At 61.5% G+C, this 18,979-nt stretch carries 17 protein-coding genes; 8 read left to right on the plus strand and 9 right to left on the minus strand.

Going from position 1 to position 18,979, the window contains the following annotated elements; all coding sequences use genetic code 11:
• Position 1: 1 nt before the first annotated feature.
• Positions 2–2,266, plus strand: coding sequence for a DNA topoisomerase IV subunit A (gene parC / locus C1X29_RS04735; protein ID WP_102686796.1), 2,265 nt, complete (start codon positions 2–4; stop codon positions 2,264–2,266).
• Positions 2,267–2,443: 177 nt separating this feature from the next.
• Entirely contained in the window at positions 2,444–3,154 is a 711-nt protein-coding gene (locus tag C1X29_RS04740) for a membrane integrity-associated transporter subunit PqiC (RefSeq protein WP_085746491.1), read from the plus strand.
• 379 nt (positions 3,155–3,533) lie between these two features.
• Here C1X29_RS04740 and C1X29_RS04745 read toward each other — a convergent pair whose 3' ends face one another.
• Positions 3,534–5,042, minus strand: a complete 1,509-nt coding sequence (locus tag C1X29_RS04745) for an AhpA/YtjB family protein (protein WP_102716958.1) — start codon at positions 5,040–5,042, stop codon at positions 3,534–3,536.
• Positions 5,043–5,176: 134 nt separating this feature from the next.
• Here C1X29_RS04745 and serB point away from each other — a divergent pair, with 134 nt between their 5' ends.
• Positions 5,177–6,391: a phosphoserine phosphatase SerB gene (gene serB, locus C1X29_RS04750; protein ID WP_039766615.1), complete on the plus strand. Its 1,215-nt coding sequence runs from the start codon at positions 5,177–5,179 to the stop codon at positions 6,389–6,391.
• Positions 6,392–6,430: 39 nt separating this feature from the next.
• Here the strand turns inward: serB and C1X29_RS04755 are convergent, their stop codons facing one another.
• On the minus strand, positions 6,431–8,185 hold the full coding sequence (locus tag C1X29_RS04755) for a molecular chaperone (RefSeq protein ID WP_102716959.1): 1,755 nt from the start codon (positions 8,183–8,185) through the stop codon (positions 6,431–6,433).
• 222 nt (positions 8,186–8,407) lie between these two features.
• Here C1X29_RS04755 and C1X29_RS04760 point away from each other — a divergent pair, with 222 nt between their 5' ends.
• Entirely contained in the window at positions 8,408–8,809 is a 402-nt protein-coding gene (locus C1X29_RS04760; RefSeq protein WP_102716960.1) for a lectin OAA, read from the plus strand.
• Between the two features lie 60 nt (positions 8,810–8,869).
• On the opposite strand, the gene asd is transcribed toward C1X29_RS04760, so the two are convergent.
• The 3 genes from asd to C1X29_RS04775 are packed head-to-tail and all read right to left on the minus strand — an operon-like array spanning position 8,870 to position 12,142.
• The gene (gene asd / locus C1X29_RS04765; RefSeq protein ID WP_102686792.1) at positions 8,870–9,730 is read right to left on the minus strand and encodes an archaetidylserine decarboxylase; all 861 of its coding nucleotides are present in this window, start codon (positions 9,728–9,730) and stop codon (positions 8,870–8,872) included.
• Positions 9,731–9,748: 18 nt separating this feature from the next.
• Positions 9,749–10,564 (minus strand): rhodanese-like domain-containing protein, encoded by an 816-nt coding sequence (locus tag C1X29_RS04770; protein ID WP_064379082.1) that lies wholly within the window; start codon positions 10,562–10,564, stop codon positions 9,749–9,751.
• A gap of 39 nt (positions 10,565–10,603) precedes the next feature.
• On the minus strand, positions 10,604–12,142 hold the full coding sequence (locus C1X29_RS04775) for an HDOD domain-containing protein (protein ID WP_085746496.1): 1,539 nt from the start codon (positions 12,140–12,142) through the stop codon (positions 10,604–10,606).
• Positions 12,143–12,309: 167 nt separating this feature from the next.
• On the opposite strand from C1X29_RS04775, the gene motA reads away from it, so the two are divergent.
• Together motA and motB are read left to right on the plus strand one after the other, a co-directional pair.
• Positions 12,310–13,161, plus strand: a complete 852-nt coding sequence (gene motA, locus C1X29_RS04780; protein ID WP_007952169.1) for a flagellar motor stator protein MotA — start codon at positions 12,310–12,312, stop codon at positions 13,159–13,161.
• 3 nt (positions 13,162–13,164) lie between these two features.
• Entirely contained in the window at positions 13,165–14,232 is a 1,068-nt protein-coding gene (motB, locus tag C1X29_RS04785) for a flagellar motor protein MotB (protein WP_102686790.1), read from the plus strand.
• Between the two features lie 88 nt (positions 14,233–14,320).
• On the opposite strand, the gene C1X29_RS04790 is transcribed toward motB, so the two are convergent.
• The 4 genes from C1X29_RS04790 to rsgA all read right to left on the minus strand — a co-directional run bounded on the left by C1X29_RS04790 (position 14,321) and on the right by rsgA (position 17,422).
• Positions 14,321–14,812, minus strand: a complete 492-nt coding sequence (locus tag C1X29_RS04790; RefSeq protein ID WP_102686789.1) for a toll/interleukin-1 receptor domain-containing protein — start codon at positions 14,810–14,812, stop codon at positions 14,321–14,323.
• On the minus strand, positions 14,812–15,771 hold the full coding sequence (locus tag C1X29_RS04795) for a caspase family protein (protein WP_102716961.1): 960 nt from the start codon (positions 15,769–15,771) through the stop codon (positions 14,812–14,814). Before C1X29_RS04795 ends, C1X29_RS04790 begins: the two co-directional genes overlap by 1 nt.
• A 2-nt stretch (positions 15,772–15,773) precedes the next feature.
• Complete coding sequence (locus tag C1X29_RS04800) at positions 15,774–16,181, minus strand: TIR domain-containing protein (protein WP_064379087.1); 408 nt, start codon at positions 16,179–16,181, stop codon at positions 15,774–15,776.
• Positions 16,182–16,390: 209 nt separating this feature from the next.
• Entirely contained in the window at positions 16,391–17,422 is a 1,032-nt protein-coding gene (gene rsgA, locus C1X29_RS04805) for a small ribosomal subunit biogenesis GTPase RsgA (protein ID WP_039766628.1), read from the minus strand.
• Positions 17,423–17,529: 107 nt separating this feature from the next.
• Between rsgA and orn the strand changes: the two genes are divergently transcribed.
• Both orn and C1X29_RS04815 read left to right on the plus strand, forming a co-directional pair.
• Positions 17,530–18,072: an oligoribonuclease gene (gene orn / locus C1X29_RS04810; RefSeq protein WP_102716962.1), complete on the plus strand. Its 543-nt coding sequence runs from the start codon at positions 17,530–17,532 to the stop codon at positions 18,070–18,072.
• Between the two features lie 83 nt (positions 18,073–18,155).
• Positions 18,156–18,767: a trimeric intracellular cation channel family protein gene (locus tag C1X29_RS04815; RefSeq protein ID WP_102716963.1), complete on the plus strand. Its 612-nt coding sequence runs from the start codon at positions 18,156–18,158 to the stop codon at positions 18,765–18,767.
• The last annotated feature ends 212 nt before the right edge of the window (positions 18,768–18,979 follow it).

Consider the following 18,979-nt stretch of genomic DNA (forward strand, 5'->3'; position numbering starts at 1 on the left):
CATGAGCGATAACCTTGCAGACAGCTTAGATGGCGTAGAACGCCGGTCGCTGGCTGACTTCACCGAAAATGCCTACCTCAACTACTCCATGTACGTGATCATGGACCGTGCCCTGCCGCATATCGGCGACGGTCTGAAACCAGTACAGCGGCGTATCGTCTATGCCATGAGCGAGCTGGGGCTGGATGCCGATTCCAAGCACAAGAAGTCGGCGCGTACCGTCGGCGACGTGCTCGGCAAGTTCCACCCGCACGGCGACTCGGCGTGCTATGAAGCGATGGTGCTGATGGCCCAGCCGTTCAGCTATCGCTACACGCTGGTGGACGGCCAGGGTAACTGGGGTGCGCCGGACGATCCGAAATCCTTCGCCGCCATGCGTTACACCGAAGCGCGGCTGTCGCGTTATTCCGAAGTGCTGCTCAGCGAACTGGGCCAGGGCACCGCAGACTGGGGCCCGAACTTCGACGGCACCCTGCAGGAACCGCTGGTGTTGCCGGCACGTTTGCCGAATATCCTGCTCAACGGCACCACCGGCATCGCCGTGGGTATGGCCACCGACGTACCGCCGCACAACCTGCGCGAAGTCGCGACCGCGTGCGTGCGCCTGCTCGATGAGCCGAAAGCCACGGTCGAACAGCTCTGCGAGCACATTAAGGGCCCGGACTACCCGACCGAAGCGGAAATCATCACCCCACGCGCCGACCTGTTGAAAATGTACGAAACCGGCAAGGGCTCGGTGCGCATGCGCGCCGTGTACCACGTCGAGGACGGTGACATCATCGTCACCGCGCTGCCGCATCAGGTCTCCGGGGCCAAGGTGCTGGAACAGATCGCTGCGCTGATGCAGGCCAAACCGTCGAAAGCGCCGCAGATCGCCGATCTTCGCGACGAATCCGACCACGAGAACCCGTGCCGCATCGTGATCATTCCGGTCAACAGCCGCGTCGATCACGAAGCGCTGATGCAGCACCTGTTCGCCAGCACCGAGCTGGAGTCGACCTATCGGGTCAACGTCAACATCATCGGTCTGGACGGCAAGCCGCAGCTGAAAAACCTCCGTGCGCTGCTGGTGGAGTGGCTGGAATTCCGCGTGCTGACCGTGCGTCGCCGCCTGCAATTCCGCCTCGACAAGGTCGAGCGTCGCCTGCACCTGTTGGACGGTTTGCTGATCGCCTACCTCAACCTGGATGAAGTGATCCACATCATCCGCACCGAGGAACACCCGAAAGCCAAGCTGATCGAGCGTTTTGCCCTCAGCGAGATCCAGGCCGACTACATCCTCGACACCCGCCTGCGTCAGTTGGCGCGACTGGAAGAGATGAAGCTGCGCGACGAGCAGGACGAACTGCTCAAGGAACAAGCCAAGCTGCAAGCCTTGCTGGGCAGCGAAGCCAAGCTGAAGAAGCTGGTTCGCACCGAGCTGTTGAAAGACGCTGAAACCTACGGCGATGACCGTCGGTCGCCAATCGTCGAGCGTGCCGAAGCCAAGGCGCTGACCGAACACGATCTGCTGCCGAACGAGAAAGTCACCGTCGTACTGTCGGAAAAAGGCTGGATCCGTTCGGCCAAAGGCCACGAGATCGACGCCACCGGCCTGTCGTACAAAGCCGGGGACGGCTTCAAGACCTCGGCGGCGGGGCGTTCGAACCAGTCGGCGGTGGTCATCGACTCCACGGGCCGCAGTTACTCGCTGGCCACCCACACCCTGCCATCGGCACGGGGCCAGGGCGAGCCGTTGACCGGCCGTCTGACGCCGCCGCCGGGCGCCACGTTCGAATGCGTGCTGATGCCTGAAGAGGACTCGCTGTACGTGATCGCCTCCGACGCCGGCTACGGTTTTGTGGTGAAAGGCGAAGACCTGCAAGCCAAGAACAAGGCCGGCAAGGCCCTGTTGAGCCTGCCGAACAACGCCAAGGTGATTGCGCCGCGTCCGGTCGCCGACCGCGAGCACAACTGGCTGGCCTCGGTGACGACCGAGGGTCGCCTGTTGATCTTCAAGATCAGCGATCTGCCACAATTAGGGAAGGGCAAAGGCAACAAGATCATCGGTATTTCCGGTGAGCGTGTGGCCAGTCGCGAAGAATATGTCACGGACATCGCCGTTCTTCCGGAAGGCGCCACCTTGGTGCTGCAGGCCGGAAAACGTACCTTGTCGCTGAAAGCCGACGACCTCGAACACTACAAAGGTGAACGTGGTCGTCGTGGTAACAAACTGCCACGTGGCTTCCAGCGGGTGGATGCGCTGCTCGTCGAAAACCTCAATTAAGCGTCCTAGAGCGCCGGATCTACGATTTAACCCGTAGATCGGCGCTTTGGCGCTGGAGTCGGAACGCATATTCACGGATGATATGGCCTTTCCAAGCGCCGGCGTGGCCGAGCGTTCTTCATATTTATTGAGTATTTTCACTGTGGTCAGCCTTGTGGCGGCCACCTGGACGGGATGATGACTTCTCTGCGCCCCCTTATTTTCCTGCTCGCCGGCGTTCTTGGCCTGGCGGGTTGCAGCGTTCACCAGCCGGTGTCGCTGTATCAGCTGGACAGCGGAAGTCCGGCCCAGCCTGCGCAAAGCGCGGGCATGGCAGTTTTGCTGGGCCCTGTGATCGTTGCCGATTACCTGCAACGGGAAACCCTGTTGCAGCGTCAACCGGATGGCAGCCTCCAAGCTTCGACCGATGGTCGCTGGGCCGGAAGCCTTTCGTCGGACATCGATCAGTTGCTGTTGCGTCAGGTTGCCGGGCATCTGGACAGTCAGCGCGTCGTGCTGGCGCCGGCCACTGTGGGCTTCACCCCGGATGTGCAGGTGCTGTTGACCATTACGCGTCTGGATTCTGGTCAATCGCAACCGGCGATCCTCGATGCGCAATGGCGTCTGATCGACCGCCGTGGCCAGGTGCGCGATAACCGCATCGTCCATCTGCAAGAGCAGCATGCCGGCACCACCGCCGCGCAGGTGCAGGCGCAAGGCGTGTTGTTGCAGCGTCTGGCCGAGCAGTTGTCGGTAGCGCTCAAGCCGTTGGCCAATCAGCCACCGGTCGCCGAAGCGCCGCGCAAACCGGCACCGAAACCGGCAGCACCGGCGGCGGAAGCCGAGAAGCAGCCGAAGATACCGATGGCTTCGCCGATTCGTACGGATATGGAAGTGTTTCGCTTCTAAGGCTGGATCGAGTCAGGACAGAGCCCGCCTTGTGCGGCTTTGTCGTGTCTGGGCGTTGGTGGGACATGCATTGGTGTCCGACTCGAAAAGCCCCTCACCCTAACCCTCCCGAAACGTCGGACCGCCCGGAGGGAGAGGGGACTGATTGGGGGATATTCGGGAGGTACGCCGACTTGAAAGCTCGGCTGTGAATCCATAATCGACTCAAATTTTCAGGTCGACGGATAGCGTTATACACCTCAGTCAGTCCCCTCTCCCCTCTGGGAGAGGGCTAGGGTGAGGGGCTGTTTGACGACGGGTGATATCACAATAACGCCACAAACAAAAAGCCCGCAGACAATCACTCGTCTGCGGGCTTCTTCACATCAAGGGCAAGGCCTCAGGCCCGACGCTCATGCATCCGCGCCAGCTGCCGCTCAAGCATCGACGGATAAGGCTCCATCAACCGCTCCACACAGCAAGCCCCCTCAGGGCTGGCAATCGGGCGGATCCGCGCACGCTGGCGAATCAGCGCGTCGTCACCGATCTTGCGCTCCACCAGCAGCAGGTTGCGGCTGTGTTGCGACAGAGCCAGGGCGTCCTGGGCGGAGTCGGTCAGCAACAGGTCGATCTGGCTCAGGCCGAACAGCTCGTCGCCAAGTGTCAGGCCCAGCTGCAATTGCAGGGTGATGCCGCTGTCGGCGACTTCGATCTGCAACTGGTGGCCCAGCGCCCGCAGCAGCTCGCCGCAGCAGATGGCGTTGGTCAGGTAATCGTCGCCGCTGTCTTCGGTGTGGAACAGCATCAGGGTGCTGCCGTCGTTCAGTGTTTCGATTTCGCCCTGGTACAGCGAAGCAGCCTGCTCCAGGCAGTCGCGATAGCGATCCTGCAACTCTTCCAGACGTGCGCGCGGCAAACGGCGCAGTTGTTCCTGCGAGCCCAGTTGTACCGCCAGCACCGCCGTGTGTTGCGGCACGCTCGGGGTCGGTCGGCGCACTGCCGGTTGTGCTGCTTCGTCCAGCGACTCGTCACGCAGATCGGCGAACGGATCTTCGTCATCGTCGTCTTCAACGGTGCTGACCACATGGCGTGGCGCAGGCTTCTGCGCGGCCATCGGGCGGCTCTCGTCGAAGCTCGGATCACGCAGGTTGCGCACTTCGAATTCCGGCTCGTCGTCCTCGAACTCGGGTTCCGCCTCAGGCTCCGGTTCGGCCGGCTCCGGGGCGTAGTTGGCGTGCAACTGGCGGGCAAGATCGCCGATCTCGTCCTGACGTTCGATACCCGGCGTGTATTCGTCGATACGGCGCAACCACACGCGCAGTTGCAGCAGCGGCGTGGAAATGTGCCGGCCCAGACGCAGGCTCAGGGCCAGTGACAGTGCCAGCAGGATCGCACTCAGGATACCCATGCTTTGCAGGCTGATGGTCATCGGCTGCTGGAACTGATCCATGTCCAGGCTGATGCGCAGTTGCCCGGCGGTCACGTCCTGGAAAGTGATCTTGCTCTCGTACATGCCCTCGGCTTCGCCCAGCAGGCCGTGCTTGGGCCGCTGACCGGACTCGGCGAGGATGCGGTTGTCCACGCTGTAGATGGCGGCGTGGGCCACCAGCTTGTTCTTGGTCAGGTTGTTGAGCAGCACGTTGAGGCTGAGGATGTCGTTGGACACCAGCAGCTCGGTGGCGGAGGTGGCGGTCTGCGTGGTCAGGCTTTCGCCCAGCGCATCAGCCTGCTCGTGCATGGCCTGCTTGAACTGCAGGCCCATCACGCAGGCATAGATCACCAGGGCCAGGGCGACCAGGATCACGTTATGGCTGGCAATGCGCAATGCAATCGGTACACGGCGGTGGCGCAGTGCACGGAAGATCAGCAGGAAGAAGTTATCGGTTTTAACTGGCGTGGGCCGGTTCACTGAGCTCGGCTCTTTTGTCCGTGAAGTTGACGCGCAGTATAGCGACAGGCCCTAGACCGGCAAAGCGCTGGCGGTGCCCGATGGTCACTGAAAGTGGGTAGAATGCGGTTTTTTTCCAGTTGCGGGGGTGCGCGTTGCGCGAAATCGTCCTGATTAACATCACGGGAGTCGACCGTCCGGGTCTGACGGCGGCCATTACCGGTGTTCTGGCCCAGGGTGGTGTGAATATCCTCGACATCGGTCAGGCGGTGATCCACGACATGCTGTCGTTCGGCATCCTCGTGGAAATCCCCGATTCCGAGCAAGGCAAGTCGGTGCTCAAGGACATCCTGTTCAAGGGCTATGAGCTCGACCAGCAGGTGCGTTTCACCCCGGTGTCCGAAGAGGATTACCAGCAATGGGTGGGCAATCAGGGCAAGAAGCGTCATATCGTTACTCTGTTGACCCGCAAGGTCACCGCTGGCCAGTTGCAGGCCGTGAGCTCGATCACCGCCAAATACGGCCTGAACATCGACCATATCGACCGTCTGTCGGGTCGTATGCCGCTGGACACCCCGGCTGACAAGGGCAAGGGCTGCATCGAATTCTCCGTACGCGGTGAAGCGGCCGACCCGCAGGCCCTGCGCGCCGAATTCCTCAGCGTGGCTCAGGAGCTGAACGTCGACATCGCCTTCCAGGAAGATTCGCTGTTCCGTCGCAACCGTCGTCTGGCGGTGTTCGACATGGACTCGACCCTGATCGAAGCCGAGGTCATCGACGAACTGGCCAAGGCCGCCGGCGTCGGCGATCAGGTTTCGCAAATCACCGAGCGGGCAATGGCCGGCGAGCTGGACTTCCGCGCCAGCTTCAAGGAGCGTCTGGCACTGCTCAAGGGCCTGGATGTCAGCGTGCTCGATTCGATCGGCGCCTCGCTGCGCCTGACGGAAGGCGCCGAAACCCTGTTCGCCGAACTCAAGCGTCTGGGCTACAAGACCGCGATCCTGTCGGGCGGCTTCACCTACTTCGCCAAGCAATTGCAGGCCAAACTCGGCATCGATTACGTGTTCGCCAACGAACTGGAAGTGGTCGACGGCAAGTGCACTGGCGTGGCGATCGAGCCGATCGTCGATGCCCAGCGCAAGGCTGATCTGCTGAAGCAGCTGGCTGAAAAAGAAGGTTTGCGTCTGGAGCAGACCATCGCCGTGGGCGACGGCGCCAACGACCTGCCGATGCTGGCGATTGCCGGTCTGGGCGTGGCGTTCCGCGCCAAGCCGCTGGTCAAGCAGTCGGCGAAGCAGGCGATCTCGACCCTCGGTCTGGATGGCGTGCTGTACCTGCTGGGCTTCCGCGATCGCGACGGGCAGCTCTGACATCGGCGCAGGATCGCAGCCTTCGGCTGCGGTCCTGGCTCAAAGGGATTTCCACAACGAGTCGAAATCCTCTTCGCTCCCGCCATTCCTGGCGGTTTCCAGCGAGCGATAGGCAAACTGATTGAAACTGTGAGTGCTGGCCACCCGCCGATCCAGCCCGGCGCGGTGCTCCTCGCCCTGGGTGTTGATCAGCACTTTGTTGCCTTCCTGAAACGGCAGCCGTGGCGCCAACAGCGTCGCCGGCAAGTCGATCGCACTGATTTCCGGCAACAACAAACCGCGCAGATACTGGCTGTGATCATCCCGCGAACGCACCAGTTGCAAACCGCACGGCCGCGCATGGGGCGCCACCAGTTCGATGCCCATTTGCGTACCGGCGCCGCGCACCTGGCGGATCCAGCGCACCACGGCAATGCTCCAGCCCTGATTGAGGCTGTCCTGAATCCCGACCATTTCCCCGGCCTGCAATTCGGCGGGTACATCCTTCGGCCAGGCCAGACAATAACCGCCGGGGCTGTGGTTGATCACCGGCAAGGCGTAGGTCGGGTAATGCGGCGGACTGTCGGCGTCGTCTTCATCGTCGATCAGCGGTTCGTAACGAATTTCCTCGTAGGGCAACAATTCATCGGATGTGCTCTGCGGCGCGGCATCGAACGCCTGGCTCCAGCTGTCCTTTTCGCCCTGAACCACCGCGCGGCTGAAATTCGCTGCACGGGCGCCGGGGTGCTTGAGCAGTTCGCTGAAGGTGCGTTCGCCGCCGAGGTAGAAGTGCAGGGCGCTCATGCCGACGCACACGGTCAGGTTGCCCTGGCCGACGGTGCGCTGGAAGCTGCGTTCGGCAGCTTCGCCCCAGGTGGCGTGCAAATGTTGCAGGGTGTCGAGCGTCAGGCCGGACGGCACGGGCAGCGGCGTGGTCGCATCCTGATGCAGCAGGTGGGCCTCGATGGCGTTCACCAGTGGTTGCGGATCGAAACCGAGCAGACTGGCTTGTTGCTCGCTACGGAATTGGGAGCGGTAACGCGGGCCGGCGTCGATCTCTGCCGAAACCGCGAACAACCCCTCGCCCGGATGTGCGGGATGCAGTTTCAGCCACGCACTCCACGGCTCCACTACTTGGGCCAGGCGCGCGATCTGATTCTGCCGCAACTGATTGCAGCGGGCGCTGCCCAGCAGCAGGGCGGCGAGGTAGGTCTGTTCGACACTCAACTCGGCGGTCAGGCTGGCAAGGTCGTCGCGCACCCGGCGATGTTGCAGTTGCAGCTCGCAGGCGCAGCGAAACAATTGATGCAGTTCGAACCACAGCTGTTCCGGTGCGGCGCTGTACAACTGCGTGGCGCGAACCAGTTGCCCTTTCAGCGCATGGGCCGCCCGTTGCAGCGCTTCGCTCACCAGGGCTGCGCGATCCCGGGAATACTTGGGCGCGATCCGCAGAATGATCTGTTTGTAACCGATGGCCAGCTGACTTTGCAGGGCCTGGCACAGGTTGCTGATCTTGCGTGAGCGCTCATCGAGCATGATCGCCTGATGCAGAAAATGCCGTTCCAGATGCTGGCAGACGAAGTAAACCTCGGGTCGCAACAGTTCCAGCAGATGCAGGCGATTATCGCTTGGCGTCAGCAATTGATTGAGCTCACCTAAGCCTTGATACAGCAGGCGCGCGGTTTCGCCGATGTTTGCTTTCGGCAGGTCGGCGATCCAGCGCTTGAGGTCGCGCGGGGTGGCTTCACAGAAGGACAGGCGCAACTGCGTCGGGGTCGGGGCGCTCAGTTTTGGTTGGGAACGAGGCTCACTCATGCCGTGACAAGCTCCGGCGGCGAATAGGGCAATGCCAAAAACTCTAGCAGTTGTGGTCTGTTTCGCAGGCGATTGTCAGGGTTTTTTACCGTTGGTCTGCTGGCCTGGTGCCATTCCCGCAGGCGCTACTAGGCTCTCAGACGTGCGATCGGAAACGCACGGTTGCACGGCCTGCCGTCAACGTCGGGGCAGGTCTCCCGAAACTTCAAGGAGATGAGGTTCATGTCTAAATACGCAGTGGCAAATCAATGGGGCGGTAGTTCGGCACCCTGGCATCCGGGTGGAACCTGGGTGCTGGGCGCGCGGGACAACCAGAACGTCGTCGCGATCGAGATCAAGTCCGGCGACGGTGGCAAAACCTTTAACGGCACCATGACTTACGCCGGCGAAGGCCCTATTGGCTTCAAGGCTCAGCGCACTGGCCAGAACCAGTACAACGTCGAAAACCAGTGGGGTGGCAACGATGCCCCGTGGCACCCAGGTGGCAAATGGGTGATCGGCGGGCGGGATAACCAGAACGTTATCGCGTTGAGCGTCACGTCCAGTGACGGAGGGAAAAACCTCAGCGGCACCAATACCTACGCCAACGAAGGGCCGATCGGCTTCCGTGGGCAGATAGAGTAACGGCGCCACCCAGGTCGTATCCGCCCCTTCGCAGACTTGCGAAAGGGCGGATCAACCGGTTCAGGGGTTGGACAGTGCCAGGGCCTGACCCATCTGCACCGGCGAGCCGGCTCTCAGTTCTTCAACCCATTTCACCTGATCCGGCCCGAACAGCACGATCGCGGTCGAACCCAGCTTGAAGCGCCCCAGTTCCGCACCTTTTTCCAGATGAATCGGCGCACGGGCGGCTTCGTCGTAACGGAAGGTTTTCAGCTCGCGCTTCGGCGGCGTGACCAAACCGGCCCATACGGTTTCGATCGATGCCACGATCATCGCGCCCACCAGCACCACGGCCATCGGCCCGCGCTCGGTGTCGAAGATGCACGCCACGCGCTCGTTGCGGGCGAACAGTTCAGGAACGTTTTCCGCGGTGGTCTGGTTGACCGAGAAGATCCGGCCCGGAATGTAGACCATTTCGCGCAGGGTGCCGGCCAGCGGCATGTGCACGCGGTGGTAGTCCTTCGGCGACAGGTAAACAGTCGCGAATTCACCGCCCATGAACGGCGCCGCATTGGCCGCGTCGCCGCCCAGCAGTTCCAGCACGCTGAAGCTGTGGCCCTTGGCCTGGAAGATACGACCGTGTTCGATCGGACCGAGCTGGCTGATCGCACCGTCGGCCGGGCTGAGGATTGCGCCCGGGGTCTGGTCCAGTGGACGTGCGCCGTCTTTCAGCGCGCGGGTGAAGAAGGCGTTGAAGTGCTCGTAAGCGGTCACGTCTTCAACCAGCGCCTGCGACATGTCCACTTGATAACGCTTGGCGAACCAGGTGGTGAAGGCATTCTTGAACCAGCGCACGCGGCACTCGGCGACGCAGCCGGCCAGGCGCGACAGCAGGTGATGAGGCAGCAGGTACTGGCTGATGATAAACAAACGCTCTTTCATGACTGTCCTTAAAAATCCTTAAAGCTCGACGGGGGTGTCGGGGTGGTTGCCCCATTCGCCCCAGGAACCGGCGTAGCCCTTGACCCGCGGATAACCGAGGGCCTTGGCCACCAGATAAGTGAAACCGGACCGGTGATGGGTCTGGCAGTGGGTAATGATTTCTTTGTCCTTGGTGATCCCGAGGTTTTCGAGGATCTGCGGCATGTCGGTACGGATGCGCAGCTGGCGCGCCTGATCCATGCCCGCCGTCCATTCGAAATTGACCGCGCCGGGGATGTGCCCGCCCTTGGCCGCCAGGACCTTTTCGCCGGAATACTCCAGCGGACCTCGAGCGTCCCAGATCGCCAGGTCAGCGGCGCCAAGACGGCTCTGCAGGTATTCGCGGGTGGCGGTGGGTTCCTCGTGCAGGGTCAGGGCAACCGGGCCGCCCGCCGCTGGAGGAATCTGGATCGACATCGGCGAGCCTTCCGCCAGCCACGCCGGCAGACCGCCGTCGAGGTAGTGGTATTTGTCATGGCCGATCACGTCGAGCAGCCAGATGAAGCGCCCGGCCCAGCCGCCGCCTTCGTCGTCATAGACCACGTAAACCGCGTCCTTGCGATGACCCAGCTCGCCGAACAGTTCTTCGAGTTTCTCTTTGCTCGGCAACAGGCCCGGAGCCGGCGCCTGACCCAGCTGGGTGCGTTTCGGATCAACAAAACGTGCGCCGGGAATGTGTCCCTCGGCGTAGCGGGCGGCACTGGTCAGATCCACCAGAATCAGATCGCGGGATTCGAGGCGCGGCAGCAGGTCGCTCGGCTCGATCACCAGGGCCAGGCCAGAGAAATCAGACATGTGAGGTCTCCAGAGCACAAAGGGGAAGGATTGTAGCTGTCATTGGCCGCGCTGGCTAAAACTGTGCAGGGCTTTCTCGATGCACTGCGCGGTTTTGCCGAAGGCTTGCACGGTGATGTCGGCGAACGGCCCGCCACCCTGGTCGGCGACCACGATCATGATCACCCGGCCGTTGTTCACCAGTGAACGCAGGAACAGGTGCTCGCCCCGGAACAGCGTGCGCAGCGAGGGCGGCAGCAGAGCGGAAAACTGGGCATTGTTGTCCGGGGTGATCCGCACTTGCGCCTGCTGCGCGAGCAAGCGTTGCAGCACCGAACTCTGGCTGACAACGAAATTGAGCGCAGCGGCTTCCTTCGGCAACCCCGAGGTTTGATGGACGCGCAGATTGGCGTGGCTGCGGTCGGCCATCAGGATCATCACCCGACGCATGCCGCTGGCGACCAGCGCGTCACGGGCGGCGACAGTCAGGCTCATGGCATTGGTGAAGCGGCTTGGCACGGCCAGCAGCTCGGCGCATTGCCGGCGCCACTGGGTCAGATCTTCAGCGGATGGCGCCGCAGCCGGCAGCATTCCGGCAGGCAGACGACGGGTGCCCCACGGCCAGAGCAGCGAAACCGCCGGGTGCCACAGATCCGGCATGGAATGATGGCGAGCGCTGACGGCGGCCTGTTGGTGCAACTGTTGTTGCACCTCGTCCATCGAGATTTGCAGATAGAGGCTGGTCAGGAATTGCCAGCGCTCACTGTGCGGACTGTCCCAGGCCTGTTGCGCCGAGAGTGCCAGACCGTTGGCCAGCAACACGGTGTTGGCCGGCTGATTGAGCCAGCGACGCAGGGTCGGATCGTCGTCGAGGCGGTTTTGCTGGCGCAACGGATGATCCACATCGCGGGCAATGCGCAGGACCTTGACCAGTTCGCGCTGCTCGGTCAGCAGCAGCCGATAACCTTGTTGCACCCAGATCGGCAGACGCCAGGCTTCGACCAGCGCTTCGCCGATTTTCAGCAGGCGCACGCCGAACAACTGCTTTTCCACGACGCGCGCTGATTCGCCCTTGTGGATAACCCGCACTTCCCACTCTTCAAGCAATTGGGGAAAGGTCAGTGCCAACGGCCACAGCGGCGAGAGAAACAGCAGGCTGCCCCAATGGATGTCCTGCCACAAACGTGCGAGGCGGCTGGCGAAAAAACCGTTGGCCTGTTGCGTGGCGTGCTGGCTGATCATCTGCAACTGGCGCAGGGCCTGGGGGATCTGTGCGGAAGGTTCGGCGGGCAGGCGCGCGAGCAGTTCTTCGGTGCGGCCAAGGCCGAGGCGATTGATCGCCACTTCGAGGTTTTCCGCCGGCGCAGTCATGTTGCCGTGGGTGTGGCGGTTGGCTTCGCGGATGATGCTCAGAGCCAGTGCCGGGCTGTCCTGCATCAGGTCGGCGATGTCGCGCAGCGAGCTGCGGTCATCGCGAATCGCCCGGCAGACCCGGTCATGGGCATCTTGCGGCACCGGCAGGCGAACGCTGTCGAGCAGCTTCACCCAGCCATCGAGTGTGGTCGGTTTTACGTGTGGGACGTTCGTTTCATTAGCCATGTCTGGACGAGATCTTCACTGACTGTAGACGCGCCCGGCATGGGCTAAATTGGCTTTTCGCCTGAACTGGCTATAGTCTGGCGCAGTTTTGCCGATAAGTAGAAGAAGAGATTTTTTAACTTCCGAATATGACCTTGAACCCGACTTAAACAAGTACCTTTCTACCTATGGCTAAAATTATCGGCATCATCGTCGTATTCGCGAGCGTGCTCGGCGGATACGTGCTCTCCCACGGCAAGATTGCCGCCCTGATCCAGCCTTTCGAGGTAATGATCATCGGTGGTGCTGCACTCGGTGCATTCCTGCAGGCCAACCCCGGCTACATGACGATGCACGTGCTCAAGAAATCCCTGAGCATGTTCAGTTCGCGTTTCAGCCACACGTTCTATCTGGAAGTGCTGGGCCTGATCTACGAGATCCTCAACAAGAGCCGCCGCGAAGGCATGATGGCCATCGAAGGCGATATCGAAGACGCCGCCGCGAGCCCGATCTTCGCCAAGTACCCGGCGGTACTGAAAGACGAACGCATGACCGCGTTCATCTGCGATTACCTGCGCATCATGTCCTCCGGCAACATGGCTCCCCACGAGCTGGAAGGCCTGTTCGACATGGAACTGTACAGCCTGAAGGAAGACCTCGAGCATCCGTCCCACGCGGTGAACGGCATTGCCGACGCCATGCCGGGTTTCGGTATCGTCGCGGCGGTACTGGGTATCGTGGTGACCATGGCCTCCCTGGGTGAGGGCGATCAGAAGTCCATCGGTCTGCACGTGGGTGCGGCACTCGTGGGTACCTTCTTCGGTATTCTCGCGGCATACGGTTTCTTCGGCCCGCTGGCGCACTCCCTGGCGCACGATGCCAAGGAAGAGCTGAACGTCTACGAAGCCATCAAGGCCTCGCTGGTGGCTTCGGCTTCCGGCATGCCGCCGTCGCTGGCTGTCGAGTTCGGTCGCAAGGTTCTGTACCCGGCTCACCGTCCAAGCTTTGCCGAGCTGGAACAAGCCGTTCGCGGTCGCTAAGTCATGGAAAATAACCAGCCGATAATCATCAAACGCGTCAAGCGCATCGCCGGCGGGCATCACGGCGGGGCGTGGAAGATCGCCTTCGCCGACTTCGCGACGGCGATGATGGCGTTCTTCCTGGTGTTGTGGCTGCTGTCCACCGCGACCCCGGAACAGAAGATCGCCATCGCCGGTTACTTCAAGGATCCGGTCGGTTTCTCCGAGAGCGGCACGCCGTACATCATCGATCTGGGCGGTACGCCGACCCTGGCGCCGGAAAACACCCTCAACCCTGAAGTGAAGTCGCAGCCGCAACCGGACAAGGTCACGGTCGACACCGAACAGGTTGAAGGCATGGCCGAGCAGGTCGAGAAGGAACGCCTGGAACTGTTGCTGCAGGAACTGCAGAACAAGGTCGACGAGAACCCGCAACTGCAGAAGTTCAAGGATCAGATCCTGTTCGAGATCACGCCGAACGGCTTGCGCATCCAGATCATGGACGCCGAGAACCGACCGATGTTCGACTCCGGTTCTGCACGCCTGAAGCCGTACTTCGAAGACATCCTGCTGGCCATGGCCGACACCATCAAAGCGGTACCGAACAAGATCAGCATCAGTGGTCACACCGATGCCAAGCCTTACGTGGGCAACGGCGATTTCGGCAACTGGGAGCTTTCGGCCAACCGTGCCAACGCCGCCCGGCGTGCATTGGTGGCGGGCAGTTATCCGGATGCTCAAGTGGCGCGGGTTGTTGGTTACGCCTCGTCGGCACTGTTCGACAAGGAGAACCCGTTCAACCCGGTCAACCGCCGCATCGACATCGTGGTGCTGACCAAGAAGGCCCAGGCGGCCATCGAAGGTTCGCAAGGTGCCGACCCGTCGAAACCGGCAGATCAAGGCCAGAACGGCGCGGCGCCGGCCACCCCGGTCGACCCGAACGCCTTGCCGGCGGATCAGCAGCCGGTGCCTGCACACGAGTTGCGCGAACGGCTGAACCTGTTCGACGACCCGCTGCCGAAACCGACCGAGCCGGGCGCAGCGGCACCAGCCCCGGCGCCTGCTGCACCGGCTCCCGCGCCGAAGCAGTGACCCACAAAAAAGCCGACAGCGATGTCGGCTTTTTTGTGTCCGGTGGGAAGGCTGGTCACAGACGTATTCCCTGCGGCGCTCGGGCTGACTAAAACCCGCGTCGAATACGGTTTTTCAGCGCGTCATGAAACACTTCGGCGTTGTGTCGATTGGCGGTTCGGGTTGACTGATTTGCCGTGACCGAATCCAGGGTCATGGAACGCTTGACGCTTCCTTCGGTGCGGTAAGCATCGATGAAGAAATCCAGATCCCGATCGGTGCTCAGCTTCGGCCATTTGTCCAGGTAGTGCGGAAGCTCCGCCGGCCCGGTTCTGAACGAGCAGATTCGTCGGTGGCTGATGGTCGCCTCGCCGATTTCGAACGGCACCCACCACGACAGTGCGGTCTTTTCCGACACCACGGCCAGCAGGTGGCTGCACTCGGTGATGTTACGGGTGATGACACCCGTGATGTCGTCGGTGGTCTGGGATTCAGGATCCAGCACATCAAGGTAGGTCTTGATATTGGCCTGAACCAGGCGGCTGTTGATGGCAATCGCCTGAGCGCGATCGCCGTGGCGGTAGCTGATGAATACGGGCATCAGAAATGTCCTTTGAGCGCGAGCTCTCGGTAATAGGCGCCGAGTGCAGTGAGGCGGCAGCCGGTGGAGTGGAGGGCGGCGTAGTACATGTGCTCGGCGTCGACCGGTTCGATCAGGCTGTGGCGGTTGCACATCTGCAACTGTTTGAAGACATCGCCGTGATCGGGATCGAATGCCGCTTCGGTGGGTTCGTAGCTGGGATCGAGCCGGAAGACGAAGCTCGGCTCGGGAAACCAGTCCTTGAGCTTGCGCAGTGTTTCTTCGGCAATCAGCGGCGCGACTTCGCGCAGCGGTACGAATTGCGACACGTTGGTCTTGAACACCGGCCGCTGTTCCCATGCCCCCAGCGCATTGTCGACAAACGAATACACACTGCCCGGCGTGACCTTGCCCAATACATTGGCTGCGCCGCCGTGCAGGGCTTGCAACAGCAGATCGGTGAACACCCCGTGGCCACGGCTTTCCAGCGCCGATTGTTCTTTCTTGCAGGCCGTCAGGATGGTCATGCCTTCGCCGATCACGCTGCTGCCACCGCGCAGACTGCGCATGGCACCTGCTGCGCCGGCCTGGCAGCAATCCAGGATGATGATCTTGTTCTTGATGTGCGGTGCCTGATCGGCCCACCTCAGAATGTCGCTGATGCGAATGCCTTCGCCGCCGTGCCGGAAGTCCTGTGGAATCAGCAGTCCTTCGTCGATGCTGGTGTCGAACTGGCCATGGCCTGCGAAGTACAACAGCGCCACATCGCAATCGCCGGAAAACAGCTCCCGGATCTGTTGCTTCATCGTGTCGAGTGTCAGGTTCTCCTCGGCTGAAGTCAGTACCTTGCTGCTGAAGTTCGGCCGCCCGTTGGCGTGGCGCTCCAGTACCGAGGCCATGGCCATGGCATCGTTGTTACAGCCGCTCAGAGGGGCGACATGGTGGTAGTGGTTGATGCCGATAAACAGTCCCTTGCGCATGGTTACACCGCCGTGTGCAGGCGGATGGCCTTGATGATGCTCTGGGTGTTCCACGCACACTCGGCATGTGCGGCATTGCGTACAACGGTGGAAATCCGTTCGGCACCGAACGGTTTGATCGCGATGATCACCTTGCCCATGCGTCTGGCGATCTCGATTTCCTTGTTGATCCACTTGCTGTAGGTCGAATACATGCCGGCCATGATCAACACCGCCGAGCACGGCCGGATCTTGTTTTCGATCGCCTCTTCAAGCTGCTTGTCGGTGCGTGCACCCATGATCGGATTGTGCGGTGGCACGGAAAAGTTCTTGAAGCAGAAGTCGGGTTGAGCGCCGAGCAGGCGCACCAGATTGTCGTGGGCGTGGGGGTGGTTCCACGAGTGACTGATGAACAAATGATAGGTCTGCATGGGGTTCCTCGGAGATCGCATAGGTGCGAAGGAAGAACCCAATTTAGGCCTCTGGAAGGGCGCTACAAGGTCTGGGCGGGAAAAGAGAAATGTCCTGCAAACTGAAGTAATCAGGCTTACAGAAAGGGCTTGTGTTTAAGGTGAGGGTGGGAACGCCGGCAGGTTCCGACAACCGGCAGCCCTTGGGGAAGGGCCGCCGACAGGGCTGTTTAGTAGCCGTTTTCCGGCAAACTGGCGATGATCGAGCGGTAGCTGTTCATTCGCTGCTGCTGCACGCGGCCGTCTTCCAGGGCCTTGAGCAGTGCGCATCCCGGTTCGCGATCGTGCTTGCAGTCGCGGAAACGGCAGGTGCCGAGCAGGTCGTTGAACTCGATGAAGCCGGCTTCGACGTCGGCGCGGCTGACGTGGCCGAGGCCGAATTCACGGATGCCCGGGGAGTCGATCAGTTCACCGCCGCCAGGGAAGTGGAACAGGCGCGCGGTGGTCGTGGTGTGCGTGCCCTGGCCGGACAACTCGGACAGCGGGCCGACACGGGTTTCGACTTCCGGCAGCAGGCTGTTGACCAGGGACGACTTGCCGACACCGGACTGGCCGACGAACACGCTGATGCGCCCGTCGAGCTGCTTCTGCAATTGCTCCATGCCGTTGCCGTGGTGCGCCGAGACTTCCAGCACCGGATAACCCAGCGTGCGATAGACCGCCAACAGGGCATTCAGCGCCGGGGCGTTCTGTTCGTCGATCAGGTCGAATTTGTTCAGCAGCAGCAACGGGCGGATGCCAGCGTGCTCGGCGGCGACCAGATAACGGTCGATCAGGTTCGCATGGGGCTCGGGCAGCGGGGCGAACACGATGACGATCATGTCGACGTTGGCGGCCACCGGTTTGAGCTGGCCACGGCTGTCCGGACGGCAGAGTTCGGTGGTGCGCGGCAGTTGCGCCACGATCACGCCGATGCCCTGGTTGCCGGCGCGCCATACTACCCGGTCGCCGGTGACCAGTGCCGGCAGGTTGGCCCGCAGGTGGCAGCGGAAGACCTGGCCGGCCAGCTCACCGTCAACGGCCTCGACCTCGACCTGCACCCCGAAGTGGGCGATCACCAGGCCGTGCTGTTCCGGGCCGAGGTCGCCGCCTTCGAGCGCCTCGACAGCCGAGGACTCGCGTTTGGCGGCGCGGGCGGCGCGCTCGCCCTGAATCTTTTCGATGCGCCAGTTTTGACGACGATTGAGTTGGCGTTTGGCCATGGGTGTTCCGTCTGAAGAATGCAGCGATTAGGTAAAACGGCCGCGAGTTTAGCACGCCCGGCAGGCTGCCTAGGCTAAACTGCGCAGCATTGCTCAGGAGCCGAAATATGCAAAACCCGCAGAATCTGATCTGGATCGACCTGGAAATGACCGGTCTCGATCCGGAAAACGACGTGATCATCGAAATGGCCACCATCGTCACCGACAGTGACCTGAACACCTTGGCCGAAGGCCCGGTGATCGCCATCCACCACAGCGACGAAGTCCTCGCCCGCATGGATGAGTGGAACACCCGCACTCACGGCAACTCCGGCCTGACCCAGCGCGTGCGTGAAAGCCGCGTGAGCATGGCCGAGGCTGAAGCCGAAACCATCGCCTTCCTGGAGAAGTGGGTGCCGAAGGGCAAGTCGCCGATCTGTGGCAACAGCATCTGCCAGGATCGTCGCTTCCTTTATACCCACATGAAGTCGCTGGAAAGCTACTTCCACTACCGCAACCTCGACGTCTCCACACTCAAGGAACTGGCCGCGCGCTGGGCGCCGGAGGTGCGCGACAGCTTCAAGAAAGGCAGCACCCACCTGGCGCTGGATGACATCCGCGAGTCCATCGCCGAGCTGCAGCACTACCGCAAGCATTTCATCAAGTTCTGAGATCGGCACCCACGCCGGGGCGCCCTCTTTTGGTGCCTCGGTGAAGTGAGTAGACTGCGCGCCTTCCTGCCAGGATCGCCACCATGTTGCTGATGCTCTATCTCGTCGCCATTACTGCCGAAGCCATGACCGGCGCCCTGTCTGCGGGCCGTCGCGGCATGGACTGGTTCGGCGTGGTGCTGATCGCCTGCGTCACGGCATTGGGTGGTGGTTCGGTGCGCGACGTGCTGCTCGGGCATTACCCGCTGACCTGGGTCAAACACCCGGAATATCTGATACTGACCACAGTCGCGGCGATGATCACCGTGTTCACGGCTCGCTGGATGCGCCATCTGCGCTCGCTGTTTCTCGTGCTCGACGCGGTCGGTCTGGTGGCGTTCACCCTGATCGGCTGCATGACCGCCCTGGAAATGGGCCACGGCATGCTGGTGGCCTCGGTCAGCGGTGTGATCACCGGCGTGTTCGGCGGCATCCTGCGCGATATCTTCTGCAACGACATCCCGCTGATCTTCCGCCGTGAGCTGTACGCCAGCGTCTCGTTCGCTGCGGCCTGGTGCTACATGCTGTGTCTGTTCCTGAACGTGCCGGGCGAGCAGGCGATTCTGATCACGCTGTTTGGTGGCTTCCTGTTGCGCCTGCTGGCGATTCGTTTTCATTGGGAAATGCCGAAGTTCGTTTATAACGACGAACATTGAGACCTTGCGCAAATGAATTCGTAGCTGTTCTGCCAGCGAATGATTTTTTCGCTATCTGTGTTGTCGAGTGCGGCTGCTTTACGTTCTTCGTGGTTTTTTTCTTTCGAGCTTACATTTCATGATGAATGTATCTCGGAGGTAATGTGGCCGGGTTTTTCAAATTGCTGATTCTGCTTTCATTTTAGCTACAGGTTCTTACATTTAAATTTTTG

The sequence above is a fragment of the Pseudomonas sp. GW456-12-10-14-LB2 genome (assembly GCF_002884345.1).
Lineage (GTDB): Bacteria > Pseudomonadota > Gammaproteobacteria > Pseudomonadales > Pseudomonadaceae > Aquipseudomonas > Aquipseudomonas paraglycinae.

Coding starts and splice junctions, on each gene's coding strand:
- parC (WP_102686796.1), top strand. CDS start 2: ATGAGCGATAACCTTGCAGACAGCTTAGATGGCGTAGAACGCCGGTCG.
- C1X29_RS04740 (WP_085746491.1), top strand. CDS start 2,444: ATGACTTCTCTGCGCCCCCTTATTTTCCTGCTCGCCGGCGTTCTTGGC.
- C1X29_RS04755 (WP_102716959.1), bottom strand. CDS start 8,185: ATGAGTGAGCCTCGTTCCCAACCAAAACTGAGCGCCCCGACCCCGACG.
- C1X29_RS04760 (WP_102716960.1), top strand. CDS start 8,408: ATGTCTAAATACGCAGTGGCAAATCAATGGGGCGGTAGTTCGGCACCC.
- asd (WP_102686792.1), bottom strand. CDS start 9,730: ATGAAAGAGCGTTTGTTTATCATCAGCCAGTACCTGCTGCCTCATCAC.
- C1X29_RS04770 (WP_064379082.1), bottom strand. CDS start 10,564: ATGTCTGATTTCTCTGGCCTGGCCCTGGTGATCGAGCCGAGCGACCTG.
- C1X29_RS04775 (WP_085746496.1), bottom strand. CDS start 12,142: ATGGCTAATGAAACGAACGTCCCACACGTAAAACCGACCACACTCGAT.
- motA (WP_007952169.1), top strand. CDS start 12,310: ATGGCTAAAATTATCGGCATCATCGTCGTATTCGCGAGCGTGCTCGGC.
- motB (WP_102686790.1), top strand. CDS start 13,165: ATGGAAAATAACCAGCCGATAATCATCAAACGCGTCAAGCGCATCGCC.
- C1X29_RS04790 (WP_102686789.1), bottom strand. CDS start 14,812: ATGCCCGTATTCATCAGCTACCGCCACGGCGATCGCGCTCAGGCGATT.
- C1X29_RS04795 (WP_102716961.1), bottom strand. CDS start 15,771: ATGCGCAAGGGACTGTTTATCGGCATCAACCACTACCACCATGTCGCC.
- C1X29_RS04800 (WP_064379087.1), bottom strand. CDS start 16,181: ATGCAGACCTATCATTTGTTCATCAGTCACTCGTGGAACCACCCCCAC.
- rsgA (WP_039766628.1), bottom strand. CDS start 17,422: ATGGCCAAACGCCAACTCAATCGTCGTCAAAACTGGCGCATCGAAAAG.
- orn (WP_102716962.1), top strand. CDS start 17,530: ATGCAAAACCCGCAGAATCTGATCTGGATCGACCTGGAAATGACCGGT.
- C1X29_RS04815 (WP_102716963.1), top strand. CDS start 18,156: ATGTTGCTGATGCTCTATCTCGTCGCCATTACTGCCGAAGCCATGACC.